Source organism: Microcystis sp. (genome assembly GCF_048564745.1).
Classification (GTDB): Bacteria; Cyanobacteriota; Cyanobacteriia; order Cyanobacteriales; family Microcystaceae; genus Microcystis; species Microcystis ichthyoblabe_A.
On sequence record NZ_JBLZRT010000050.1, the window covers coordinates 1 to 12328 of the forward strand.

The window sequence follows — 12328 nt, forward strand, 5'->3', positions numbered from 1 at the left end:
CGAACCAGCCGACATAAAGACGGTTGTTGGTGCTGGTGATCCACTGGCAGAACTGCTCCCACAGGGAAGCGCTCTCGCGCTGTTGTAGAGTGGTGGTCATTGGTTTATGATTCCTATTAAGTTATCGAGGTACGATTGATGATGTTTCTATCTTAAAGACTTTGTATCGGTTTGTAAAGGGGTTTGAAACTATTGTTACTTATACCATTGATAAGCTGAGGTTATGCTAAGTTTATAGGGTTTCCTAGCCAAGTTTTCCTTTTTGGGAGTCCGTCATCAGAAGCCGATGCCAAATCAGGTCATACTTCATGTTTATGAAAAAAAACCAGATCTCGAACTCAGGTTAGACTAAAAAGAGAAATTTAATCATAATGGCGGTTGTCCTGACTATGGTAGAAAAAGTTCGTAAAGCCGAGGCGGAATGGCAGACCCAGCTAACTCCCGAACAGTTCCAAGTTACCCGCAAAAAGGGAACAGAGCGGGCTTTTACGGGTAAATATCACGATAATAAGGAAAAAGGTATTTACAAATGTGTCTGCTGTGGTACGGAGTTATTTACTTCGGACAGCAAGTATGATTCGGGTACTGGTTGGCCGAGTTTCTGGACTGCTGCTAACGAGACTAATATTAAGTATGAACGAGATGTTAGTTTTTTCATGGTGCGGACAGAGATTCTTTGTGCCACCTGTGATGCTCATCTCGGTCACGTTTTTAATGATGGTCCACCCCCGACGGGAAAACGCTATTGTCTCAACTCTGCCGCTTTGCAGTTTGAAAAAAATCCCTAAAGCAAAAAGAGGTCTGGAAAGACCTCTTTTTTTAAGTTCTAGTGGCAGCCGATTACAGTAAACCTGTATTAGTTCCCGGTTTGCCAGTAGCTAACTGCACTTTGACAATTTTGCCGCCCATTTTCATGATGCGTTGTTGCTCACGAAACCAATTATCGTAGGGAACGAGTTTGGTAAAATAGGTATTTTGTAATTCCCGTTGTGTCCGAATGCGGCTTTGGCTAGGAACACAAGCGGTGATTTTGAACATCCGCATGGATTGACTTCTCCTAATCGCTGAAAAACTTGTCGCTCAAACTAACGAAGGCTTTTTCCTAAAATAACAAAGGTCGGGAGTCAAGGATCAATACTAGCTCGTCAAAACCTATCTTGGACAGATTCAGCCTTTAAAGACCTAGCACTCATCCTCGGCTTCCCGAACCTATTTTGTCCGAGTTCGTTATTTCTAGCTTAAGCCAGAGCTAATGTAGTCGAAGTAAATCCCCATTTCTTTACCGGCATCAGCACCGACTAAACTAGCGGTGACTTCTTTCATCGCTTGGATAGCTTGAACGGTGGAGGAGATGGGTACACCTAAAGAGTTGTAGGTTTCTTTCAGGCCGTTGAGAACGCGCTCGTCGAGGATAGAAGGATCTCCAGCTAACATAGCGTAGGTAGCATAACGGAGATAGTAGTCGAGGTCACGGATACAAGCGGCGTAGCGACGGGTGGTGTACATATTACCACCGGGACGGGTTACGTCAGAGTATAACAGGGACTTCGCGACAGCTTCCTTAACGATACCAGCAGCGTTGGCGCTAATGACACTAGCGGCGCGCACGCGCAGTTCACCGGTGGCGAAGTAGCCTTTCAGTTTGCCGAGAGCAGAAGCGTCAAGGTATTTGCCTTGAACGTCAGCAGAGTTGATAACAGAAGTAATTGCGTCTTGCATGGTGGTTCTTCCTTGGGTTTTGCTTAATCTTAAGAGGTTTACGAGGGGTGTGTCTAGAACAATTCACAAAGGAGTTATTCTACGACATAGAGCCGATCACGTAATCGAAGTAGGAAGAAGCTTCAGAAGCATCGTCAGAAGACATAAGACCAGTAGCAACTTCTTTCATTTCGCGAACGCTTTGAGCTACGGCACCGATGTCGGTTCCTAAAGATTTGTACATTTCACGCACACCGACCAAACCGATTTCTTCAATCGGGGTGACATCACCAGCAACTACTCCGTAGGTGATTAAACGTAGGTAGTAGTCCATGTCACGCAGACAGGTAGCGGTCATTTCTTCGCCGTAAGCGTTGCCACCGGGGGAAACGATGTCAGGACGTTTTTGGAATAAGCGATCGCCAGCTTGTTTGACGATGGTTTCGCGAGCGCCGGTCAGGGTTTCAGCGATGCGTAAACGAGCGGCACCACTGGTAACGAAGGCTTTAATTCTGTCTAGTTCGCCGGGGCTGAGGTAACGAGCTTCAGCATCAGCATTCACGATCGATTTCGTGACGATACTCATTGATGGATTCCTCCCAACTAAGTGAGATTAATAAACTTAATCTGACATTTTATAGCAGTTGTGGTCACTAAGCTCAAGTTATCTCGTTTCCGCCTTAGCATCTCAAGACTTCCCTAGCTAGAGCGACCTAACGCAACTATTTTGCGGCATCTGGTTCACCTTCTCAATATTTTCGTAATACTTTTTAACATTTGCCCTGAGAAGGGAGCGCCGGAGTGGGGAGCGCCGGAGTGGGGTGTGGGCTGTGGGCTGTGGGCTGTGGGGAGAATAAATGAAACTGCCTTCTGCCTTCTGTCTCCTGCCTCCTGATTTAACCTAGCCAATTAATTGCTCCTTTAATCCAGTCTTCTGGCTGAGTATTTTTACTAAATAAAGCATCTTGACTGAGGACTGCGATAGCTCGATCGATTTCCTCTTGGCTGTATCCTAAAGCTAAAAGGGTCATCTGCACATCTTCGAGGATCTCCGCTGCCGGTAACATTGCCGTGGTTGTCGTCGTCGCTTCTTTTAGCTGTCGCCATGCTGCCAATTTAGTTTTTAACTCCAAAGCGATTCTTTCTGCTGTTTTTAAGCCGACTCCGGGGGTTTTGCTCAAAATTTTAGTATTTCCTGTCACTATCGCCACCACAAGTTCCTCAATCCCCAAGGTATCGATTAAAGCTAGGGCTAATTGCGCCCCAACCCCATTGACGGAAAGCAGTTGACGAAACAGATCTCGCTCTGGGGCGGTGCCGAAACCGTACAATAAAGGCTGCTCCTCGCGAAGGAGTAGGTGAGTAAAAATCTGACGACTATCATTGTTATCTTTGCCGATGTCTAGGGCTAATCGCGAGGGAATTTGGATTTCGTAACCGATCTGGTTTACGTCTAAAATCAAGATCAGTCGGTTATTGGGGGTTTTGAGCACCTCGATCGCTTGTCCCCGTAAATAATTAATCATTGATTTAATTCTCCTACGAAAATAACCGAACCACAGTGATGACGGTTTTTACTCCCTGAAAGAATGCCGGAGAAATTTTCATTTTTGTTACAATTGTTAACAGAAGTGAATGGCGCAATTGATAACCTAATTTTCTTGGCGTTAGTCCCCCATAATTGGAGAAGATACAAAATGAATGGCAACATTAGAGTCGGGAATCTCTTTGGAATTCCCTTTTATATTAATCCTTCTTGGTTCTTTGTTCTGGGGTTAATTACCTTAACCTATGGGGGAGAATTAAGTCAGTTTCCCCAGTTAACGGGAATTATGCCCTGGCTCTTAGGATTTTTTGCCGCTATTCTCCTATTTGCCTCCGTGGTTGCCCACGAATTAGGTCATAGTTTTGTTGCTATCGCTCAAGGTATTGAAGTCAAATCAATTACCCTCTTTTTATTCGGTGGTTTGGCAACTCTCGGCAGAGAATCGAAAACTCCCCTAGAAGCTTTTCTAGTAGCAATTGCCGGCCCTTTAGTTAGTTTACTGCTCTTCGGTATTTTCCTAATTGTTGGTCTCAATATTAGTTTAAGCGCGCCCCTGGCGGCGATTCTTTCTCTGCTTGCCTATATCAACCTCGCTCTGGGTTTATTTAACCTGATCCCCGGTTTACCTCTAGATGGTGGTAATATCCTTAAAGCTATCGTTTGGCAAGTAACAGGCAATCCCAATAAAGGGGTTTTATTCGCTAGTCGTTTCGGTCAATTTTTTGGTTGGTTAGCGATTGTCATCGGTGCGCTATCAATTCTCGGAATCACTCAATTTGGCAGTTTTTGGACGCTATTAATTGGCATTTTCCTCCTACAAAATGCTGGCTTTTCCGCTCAATCAGCTAAGGTTCAAGATTTCCTAAGTCGCTACACCGCTAAAGATGTTATCTCTCCTAATAGTCCTGTAGTTCCGATTAATTTAACCCTGCGCGAGTTTGCTAATAATTATGTTATCGGTAAACAACAATGGTCTAAATTCCTAGTTACCGATAGCGAAGGTAAACTATTGGGGGTGATTAATGTAGAGGCTCTGAAAACGATTCCCACTTCCCAATGGACAGAGGTAAATATCGGCCAGTTATTACAAACTAGCGAAAGTCTTAAACTGGTTTTGTCTCATACTTCCCTCCTAGATGTGGTGAAAATTTTGGAAGGAGAAAATTTATCTCAAGTGACAGTGGTAGAAGAAAACGGCACGGTTTTGGGGTTAATTGAGAAAGCTTCTATCCTGACTTTTCTCGCTCAAGAAACCCAAAGTCAAACCGCTTAATCAGTTATCAGTGAGCAGTTATCAGTTATCAGTTATCAGTTAGGTAAATGTATTTTTAACCTCAATATTCTCACAGAATTTTTCTAGTATCTCCTGATACCAAATCCAGTTATTAAAGACTGATTATTTATTCCTCCTGTTGCCTGTTGCCTTTTGCCTGTTGCCTGTCCTCATAAGTAGCCTGTACTCAACGAAGTTAGTATGACTATACTGACTGTCGCATTGCTTGCCACAACTGCTCGTATTCTTGCTCAGTTTCTGGCGATAAAGGGTTTAAAAAATCGCTTTTTTTGATCGCTTCCGGATTGACAAGTAAAGGATTATTTCTAATATCTGGGGAAATTTGGTCGGGATTTTCAGTGAGAATTAGGGGTGATAATCCAGAGGTAAATAAAGAAATTTTAGTAGCGGATTCTGGTTGCCAACAAAAATCAATCCATTGCTGGACAAGAGAATTAGGAGTAGTTAAAACTGGTTTTACCCAAACATCTGACCAGAGAGAAGTGCCAGATTTGGGGACAACAACTTTAATTTTATTATAGCGATCGCCAACTGGTAAAATATCATTAGACCAACCCACAGACAGCCAGACATCACCGAGTATCAGGGGTTGTAAATAATGTTGAGAACTATAAAATTTTACCTGTTTCTGTAAAGCGAATAGCTGGTCTTTTAGTGCCGTCACTTGTTTTAAATCACTAGAATTATAAGAATAACCCAATTTTTTTAGGGTTAAACCGATGACTTCGCGACGATTATCAATTAGGGCAATTTTACCAGTTAATTCCGGTCGCCATAGATCAGACCAATCCTGTGGTCGCCAGTCAAATTGAGCGAATTTTTCCTCATTATAGGCAATTACTGTCATTCCCCAACGGTAGGGCGCAGCCCAGACTTTCCCCTCTGTTTGCGGTTGTCCTTGGGCATTGCGAGTCATGTTTTCTTGCCAACGGGGGGGCAGTTTTGACCAATTAGAGAGTTGAGAAGTATCTAGGGGTTGAATTAAACCGTTGGTAATCGCTTTTCCCAGCCAAGCATCTCCTAGGGTGACTAAATTACCGATCGCTGGTTTTTGTTCCGTAAAAGGGATAGGAATCGGAAATTGTGAGGCTGGTTGCTCCTGATTTTTCAACCATTTTTCCAACAATTTTAATAGCTCTTTCAGCTGCCTTTCCGACTGAAAATTGACTTTTTTTTCGGCAATAGTTTTCTGAAAATCTGTTAGTAATCGCGGCGGAATCGAACCGGATAGGAGAAAAATGCTCGGGTCGCCGCTTCTGGAAGCGCAGCCACTTAAACCCCCCGCTAAGGCGATTGTACCTAATCCTTGCAAAAAAGAACGTCTGTTTAACATATCGCCCGCCGATTTTCAACTTCAACAGTAATAATTGCCAGTTTCTAGCCTTAAATTATTATAGGACGATTTTTAACAGAATGTAAACTAGGGAGTTTTGCCGCTACCGATTTCAGCTATAGATCGGCTTTGTTGTTAACTTTTATGGTAGAAAACTCTGATTTTGTCCTAGTTGAAGCTAGGATAGAAGCAGTAAGCTAAGGGGCGAGGGTATAAGACCATGTCCAACAATCATGATCGAGATTTCCATTATTCTTGTCGTTGTGGACAAGCCAATTTTCAGTCGGTAAAACATCGATCGGGTATTTTATTAATCGGGGGAGCGGAAGAAGGTAAGTTAGGAGAAGATCAGGCGACAAAATGGTTATTAAATCGAGCTAAAGGCGGCAATTACTTAGTGTTGCGCTTTGGCGATCTTGGCAGTCAAGCCGATTGGATTTGCGACAATTATCCCTCCCTGATCGGCTCGGCGGCGGAACTATCAATTGATAGTCGTGAAGGGGCAAATCATCCTGATGTTATCGAATATATTCGTAATGCCGATATTCTTTTTTTTGCCGGTGGTGATCAAAATCAGTACGAGGATTTGTGGGAAAGCACAAAGGTGGAAACAGCGATCAATTATCTGATCAATGAGAAAAAAGTTCCCGTGGCGGGAACCAGCGCAGGAATGGCTATTCTGGGGGATTTTTACTATGCGCCTACTCACGAAGGAGTACTGAGTTCAGAAATATTAAATAATCCCTTTCACTTCAACACTAAAGACTTCTATCGGAGTGATTTTATTCGGGTTCCTTTTCTCAAAAAAGTGGTGACAGATACCCATTTGGATCGACTCAATCAAGATCATCCCGAAACAAGATATGGTCGCCTTTTTGGTTTTTTAGCCCGTAATGTACACGATAATCACAATCAACTACCTGCCTACGCTATCGGTTTAGAAGAAGGAGCTTTTCTGGCGATCGATGAGCATGGTATCGCCAAAGTCTATGGCAACGGCACCGATAAGGGACAAGATGCCTATTTTCTGCAAACTAACAGGACTCTACCCGAACAGATGGAGCCGGATCGGCCTTTAATCTGGAATAATAACGGTCAAGCGGTGAAAGTCTATCGCATCGCAGGAACTCCCTCTGGCAGCGGTGAATTTGACCTCAAGGATTGGTCTAGTGCTGCTGGCGGTGGCTGGGAATATTGGTACACTAAAGGGGGAATAGCTGGGTTTAAGCGGGTTCCGGTAGCCTGAAGGTCATTTTTGTCAAAAAAGTGATTTCTATGGGTGTTAGGATTAATTTTGAGGCAATAAGGAGAATTTTTTGAGCTATGACCCCTGAATTAATCACTTTTGGTCAGTATCTCGCGGGTGAATTTGAAAATCAACGGCAAGCGCAAGCAGAACCGGTGTGGTACGTTCACCTGCGCTTATGGTTGCGTCCGCTGCCTTTATTTCGGGAAGACAGCATCGCTCTTTTTGCCGAACAGGCAAGTATAATCAATTTAGACCAACCCTACCGACCGCGACTGTGGCGATTAATGCGCTCGGAATCGGCAGGGTTAGAGGTTAGGCATTATATGTTTAATGACCTGAAATCCGTGCAAGGTGCGGGCAAAAATCCCGATATTTTGCGAAAAATTAGCTTAGAAGACCTAACTTTTCTGCCTACTTGCACTTTATCGGTCAAAGTCAATACTCTCGCTGATAATCAATACCAGTTTATCGCCCAACCGCAACCGGAACAGCGCTGTCAATTTACCTATGAGGGTACAACCTATCAGGTGGCTTTAGGTTTCGAGGTGACGAGTCATAGCCTAAAAACCTACGATAAAGGCCTAGATCCCGGCACTGGTAAGGGAATTTGGGGCGCTCTGCTCGGTCCCTATCAATACGAGAAAAAACGGGATTTTTCGGCAGAATTGGAGGTGTGAGGAAGATTGCATCACATTAGGTCAAAATGACGGCAGATGACACCGCAAAGAGCCGCTAAAGCGGTAATTCCTAAAGCTGTACCGATGTCTTGTCCTTGATTGACAGCAAAAGAAGTGACGATTCCTGCACCTAAACCGGCTGTGATTGCCGCTCCGAGAAAATCTTTATCTGAGTTTTTATACATAGAGATAAGGCCAAATTTCGACAAAATCGTGCTTTTTACCTTATCATCCTCTTTTGAGCAACTAATCACCAGGGGGCGGAATTGCAATCAAGCTTTAGATTTAGCCACGTTTCTTAACATTAAGTCGGGTCAGATAGATAGGGGGTAAAATCGATGAAATTAGCTAAAATCTCTTTTTCTGGCTTTTTAACGCTGATTATCTCCCTTTTGCTAATACTGAGTTTTGTTAATGCCAGCCAGGCACAATCGGATACGGCGGTAAGATCGGAGTTAATTAGTCTCCGCAATCGCGTCGAGCGCCTTGAAAGTCAGGTCCGAGGAATCACCATCCGCGGGGAAAATGCCGCTCCGATTCCCCAACGGCGATCGGGAACGGGTATAGTAAATGGGGAAGTAGTCGGGGAAAGTGACCCATTGTTCCAGCGTTTAGCCACTTTAGTAATTGAACTAAAGGAAGATTTAAAAAAGCTGGAGCAACGGGTGCAAATCTTAGAAAAAGAAACCGTTAGCCAGAAATCGTAGTCAATTGATGCTATAACGATCGAAAGTTAAATTGATTTGAAACTATGCAGTTAATTGATTATGTAATTGTGCTGCTTTATCTGGCAGCAACCCTAATAATCGGGATTATCGCCGAGAAAAAAGCTTCTCAAGGTCTAGAATCCTACTTTTTAGGTAATCGCAATTTGCCTTGGTGGATGTTAGGGGTGTCGGGAATGGCGGCTAACACCGATTTAGCGGGAACTATGGTCATTTCTGCCCTAATTTACGCGGTCGGTCCTAAAGGACTATTTATCGAAATCCGGGGCGGTGTTGTCCTAATTATGGCCTTTCTCATGGCTTTTATGGGCAAATGGAATCGCCGCGCCCAAGTTATGACCATGGCGGAATGGATGAAATTTCGCTTTGGAACTGGAAAACAGGGGAATTTTGCCCGAATTATTAGCGCCGTCGCCACTCTCTTATTCTCTATCGGTGCGATGAGTTATTTCTCCGTTGCGGGGGGGAAATTTTTAGGGCAGTTTCTGGGTATGGATGATCGTCTTGCTTCGGTGATATTAATTCTTTTAACCTTAATTTATACGGTGGCCAGTGGTTTTTATGGTGGGGTAATTACCGATTTATTTCAAGGATTTCTGATTTTTGTGGCGGTAATTTATGTATCGACAGTGGCTTTTTTTACTGTCAATCTTCCTGATAGTTTCACGGTAGCAATTCCGGGGGCAGCGGAGCCAAAAACTTGGAATTTAAGCGACTGGGCTAGTATTTTTCCTTCGATGACTTTGGATTTACCCGGAGATTATGCCATCTTTAATTTGTTTGGTGGGGTGATTTTCTTTTATTTAGTTAAAACCATCATCGAAGGTTGCAGCGGCAGCGGTGGTTATATGTTACAACGATACCTAGCCGCCAAAAGCGATCGAGATGCCGGTTTATTATCTTTATTCTGGATTATTTTGCTTTCTTTCCGTTGGCCTTTAGTCACAGCTTTTGCGGTTTTAGGTATTCACTACGGTTTAACCGAAGGCACGATTACAGACCCAGAAAGAATTCTGGCCACGGTGATTACTCAATACATTCCTGTGGGGATGAAAGGGTTATTAATTGCTGCTTTTTTAGCGGCAGCTATGTCCACTTTTAACGCAGTTATTAATGCTAGTGCTGCCTATTGGGTCAAAGATATCTATCAAGCTTTTTTGAAACCAAATGCGGGAGAACAGGAGTTAGTTTTTCAAGGTCGTCTGGCCTCGATTTTTGTGGTAGTAATTGGCTTAGTTTTGAGTTTTAATATCCAAAATGTCAATGATATTTGGGGTTGGTTGACCACGGGATTAGGGGTGGGATTAGCAGTTCCTCTCCTATTACGTTGGTATTGGTGGCGCTTTAATGGTTATGGTTTTGCTGTGGGAACTTTAGCGGGAATGATTGCGGCTATTGCCTCACAAATGATAATTTTACCTTTCTTTCGTCACAGTCAATATCAGGAATATATTCTCTTTCTTGTGCCGAGTTTGTTCGCTTTAGCTGGCTGTATTATCGCTACTTTGTTAACTCCTCCCACCGATAGTTTAGTCATGGAAAATTTCTATAATGTTACCCGACCTTTTGGCTTTTGGGGAGAAGTACGTCAAAGTGTTAAACCTAACCTACAGGCAAAAATTAAAGCGGAAAATCAACGGGATATCATCGCCGCTTTTCTTACCGTTCCTTGGCAATTAGTCCTCTTTATGATGGGGATTGTTTTAATCATCAAGCAGTGGCAAAGTTTGAAGATTTTGGCTTTGGTTTTTCTTTTGCTTTCCATCGGTCTCTATTTTACTTGGTATCGACATTTATCTAAGGAAATTACCGTCACTAAAGACCGAGATTTAGGTTAGGCAGTTATCAGTTATCAGGTTTCAGGTTTCAGTTTTCAGTGTGCAGTATGGATTAAGTGAGCCTCATCAAATGCCAGTTTCCTACTGTCTTTTCACTGATTACTGATTACTGTTTACTAATCACTGAATTAGGAGATATCCCTTGACTTTTGCGGCGGCTTGGGTTATGATTCTCTTACAATGGGACTGTTGTGTTTAGCTTCGGTTCTTTGGATTTCCATTGTTAGTAAACTCTTTTAAAAAGATTATCCCAAAATCTGCCGAAAAAAGCAAGCAAAATTTTGCTGTCAATTGTTAAGTTTTGTTAAGAAAAATAGCAAAAGCGGCAAGGAATAGAAATCCCTTACCGTTGACTTTAGCCGGACTCACCACTTCTTATAGGATAAAAACTTACCCGACATGGTAATTTTAACGCGATCGCCTTTAGGGTCTTCCTCCTTATCCACGTCGAGGGTAAAATCGATCGCACTCATAATACCATCGCCGAATTTTTCATGAATCACCAATTTTAGAGGCATTCCATACACCTGCATGATCTCGTAGAAACGATAAATCAGGGGGTCGGTGGGGACAACCGGACCTAATCCCTTGACAGGATACTCGGTTAAGGATGCGACGATTTCGGTTCCCAGTCCCAAAGCTGCCACAATTTTCGATGCTTCCTCTGGGGAGGCGCTCGCTTGCCGGTAAAAAACAGCAGCAATCCACACCTCATCTCGTCCTAGAATCGCTTCTAGGTCAGCGAAACTCAGTCCTTTTTCCTTCTTCGCTTCCAATAGTTTTGCAGTAATTTCGGGTATCATCGCTTATTTTTGCAGAATTTGTCTGCTTCTAGTTTACCTGAACATCAATTATATAAGTAAAAGTTATGACATTGATAAAAAAACATTTCTTAAAACCCCTTTACATAACTATAAAAAGCCGATAGTATTAACTCATGTCAAACAACGAACCTTGACAATCTAATACATACAGAAATTATCCAACCATGACTACAACTCTACAACAGCGCGAGAGCGCTTCCCTGTGGGAGCAGTTCTGCCAGTGGATCACCAGCACCAACAACCGTCTTTATGTCGGCTGGTTCGGTGTGATCATGATCCCCACCCTGCTCACCGCCACCACCTGCTTCATCATCGCCTTTATCGCCGCTCCTCCTGTAGATATCGACGGTATTCGCGAGCCTGTAGCTGGTTCTCTACTCTACGGAAACAACATCATCTCTGGTGCGGTTGTTCCTTCTTCCAACGCGATTGGACTCCACTTCTACCCCATCTGGGAAGCAGCTTCCTTAGATGAGTGGTTATACAACGGTGGTCCCTACCAGTTAGTCATTTTCCACTTCTTACTAGGTGTCTTCTGCTACCTCGGTCGTCAGTGGGAACTGTCTTTCCGTTTAGGAATGCGTCCTTGGATTTGTGTTGCTTACTCTGCACCTGTATCCGCCGCTACTGCTGTATTCTTAATCTATCCCATCGGACAAGGTTCTTTCTCTGATGGTATGCCTTTAGGAATCTCTGGAACCTTCAACTTTATGTTCGTGTTCCAAGCAGAACATAACATCCTGATGCACCCCTTCCATATGTTAGGTGTTGCCGGTGTGTTCGGCGGTTCTCTGTTCTCCGCGATGCACGGTTCGTTAGTAACTTCTTCCTTAGTGCGTGAAACCACTGAAATCGAATCTCAGAACTACGGTTACAAATTCGGTCAAGAGGAAGAAACCTACAATATCGTTGCCGCTCACGGTTACTTCGGACGTTTAATCTTCCAATACGCTTCTTTCAACAACAGCCGCTCTCTGCACTTCTTCTTAGGTGCATGGCCGGTAATCGGTATCTGGTTTACGGCAATGGGTGTTAGCACCATGGCGTTTAACCTCAACGGTTTCAACTTCAACCAGTCGATTCTCGATTCTCAAGGTCGTGTAATCGGTACTTGGGCCGATGTGCTGAACCGCGCTGGTATCGG

14 protein-coding genes are annotated in these 12328 nt (G+C 43.6%); 7 read left to right on the forward strand and 7 right to left on the reverse strand.

The window, feature by feature from the left end:
* Positions 1 to 371: 371 nt before the first annotated feature.
* Positions 372 to 788: a peptide-methionine (R)-S-oxide reductase MsrB gene (msrB, locus tag ACOCD9_RS07620; RefSeq protein WP_419546968.1), complete on the forward strand. Its 417-nt coding sequence runs from the start codon at positions 372 to 374 to the stop codon at positions 786 to 788.
* A gap of 52 nt (positions 789 to 840) precedes the next feature.
* On the opposite strand, the gene ACOCD9_RS07625 is transcribed toward msrB, so the two are convergent.
* The 4 genes from ACOCD9_RS07625 to ruvA all read right to left on the reverse strand — a co-directional run bounded on the left by ACOCD9_RS07625 (position 841) and on the right by ruvA (position 3224).
* Complete coding sequence (locus tag ACOCD9_RS07625; protein ID WP_002739162.1) at positions 841 to 1044, reverse strand: phycobilisome linker polypeptide; 204 nt, start codon at positions 1042 to 1044, stop codon at positions 841 to 843.
* A gap of 189 nt (positions 1045 to 1233) precedes the next feature.
* Positions 1234 to 1719 carry an allophycocyanin subunit beta gene (gene apcB / locus ACOCD9_RS07630; RefSeq protein WP_002738786.1) on the reverse strand — a complete coding sequence of 162 codons (486 nt, stop codon included), beginning with the start codon at positions 1717 to 1719 and terminating at the stop codon, positions 1234 to 1236.
* Positions 1720 to 1798: 79 nt separating this feature from the next.
* Positions 1799 to 2284 carry an allophycocyanin subunit alpha gene (locus tag ACOCD9_RS07635; RefSeq protein ID WP_002744263.1) on the reverse strand — a complete coding sequence of 162 codons (486 nt, stop codon included), beginning with the start codon at positions 2282 to 2284 and terminating at the stop codon, positions 1799 to 1801.
* Positions 2285 to 2594: 310 nt separating this feature from the next.
* Positions 2595 to 3224, reverse strand: coding sequence for a Holliday junction branch migration protein RuvA (gene ruvA / locus ACOCD9_RS07640; RefSeq protein WP_419546970.1), 630 nt, complete (start codon positions 3222 to 3224; stop codon positions 2595 to 2597).
* A gap of 63 nt (positions 3225 to 3287) precedes the next feature.
* Between ruvA and ACOCD9_RS07645 the strand changes: the two genes are divergently transcribed.
* Positions 3288 to 4517 carry a site-2 protease family protein gene (locus tag ACOCD9_RS07645; RefSeq protein WP_419546972.1) on the forward strand — a complete coding sequence of 410 codons (1230 nt, stop codon included), beginning with the start codon at positions 3288 to 3290 and terminating at the stop codon, positions 4515 to 4517.
* Positions 4518 to 4722: 205 nt separating this feature from the next.
* Here the strand turns inward: ACOCD9_RS07645 and ACOCD9_RS07650 are convergent, their stop codons facing one another.
* Positions 4723 to 5871 carry a substrate-binding domain-containing protein gene (locus tag ACOCD9_RS07650; RefSeq protein WP_419546974.1) on the reverse strand — a complete coding sequence of 383 codons (1149 nt, stop codon included), beginning with the start codon at positions 5869 to 5871 and terminating at the stop codon, positions 4723 to 4725.
* 220 nt (positions 5872 to 6091) lie between these two features.
* On the opposite strand from ACOCD9_RS07650, the gene ACOCD9_RS07655 reads away from it, so the two are divergent.
* Together ACOCD9_RS07655 and ACOCD9_RS07660 are read left to right on the forward strand one after the other, a co-directional pair.
* A complete protein-coding gene (locus tag ACOCD9_RS07655; protein ID WP_419546976.1) occupies positions 6092 to 7117 on the forward strand; it encodes a cyanophycinase in 1026 nt (341 codons plus the stop codon).
* 77 nt (positions 7118 to 7194) lie between these two features.
* Complete coding sequence (locus ACOCD9_RS07660; RefSeq protein WP_419546978.1) at positions 7195 to 7797, forward strand: chromophore lyase CpcT/CpeT; 603 nt, start codon at positions 7195 to 7197, stop codon at positions 7795 to 7797.
* An 11-nt stretch (positions 7798 to 7808) separates the two neighbouring features.
* Here ACOCD9_RS07660 and ACOCD9_RS07665 read toward each other — a convergent pair whose 3' ends face one another.
* Positions 7809 to 7982: a hypothetical protein gene (locus ACOCD9_RS07665; RefSeq protein WP_002791720.1), complete on the reverse strand. Its 174-nt coding sequence runs from the start codon at positions 7980 to 7982 to the stop codon at positions 7809 to 7811.
* A gap of 153 nt (positions 7983 to 8135) precedes the next feature.
* On the opposite strand from ACOCD9_RS07665, the gene ACOCD9_RS07670 reads away from it, so the two are divergent.
* Together ACOCD9_RS07670 and ACOCD9_RS07675 are read left to right on the forward strand one after the other, a co-directional pair.
* Positions 8136 to 8504, forward strand: coding sequence for a hypothetical protein (locus ACOCD9_RS07670; RefSeq protein ID WP_419546980.1), 369 nt, complete (start codon positions 8136 to 8138; stop codon positions 8502 to 8504).
* Between the two features lie 44 nt (positions 8505 to 8548).
* Positions 8549 to 10360: a sodium:solute symporter family protein gene (locus ACOCD9_RS07675; protein WP_287704542.1), complete on the forward strand. Its 1812-nt coding sequence runs from the start codon at positions 8549 to 8551 to the stop codon at positions 10358 to 10360.
* A gap of 365 nt (positions 10361 to 10725) precedes the next feature.
* Here ACOCD9_RS07675 and cynS read toward each other — a convergent pair whose 3' ends face one another.
* On the reverse strand, positions 10726 to 11163 hold the full coding sequence (cynS, locus tag ACOCD9_RS07680; RefSeq protein ID WP_287704544.1) for a cyanase: 438 nt from the start codon (positions 11161 to 11163) through the stop codon (positions 10726 to 10728).
* Positions 11164 to 11348: 185 nt separating this feature from the next.
* On the opposite strand from cynS, the gene psbA reads away from it, so the two are divergent.
* Positions 11349 to 12328: photosystem II q(b) protein (gene psbA, locus ACOCD9_RS07685; RefSeq protein WP_419546982.1), on the forward strand; the 980-nt coding region annotated here is incomplete at its 3' end.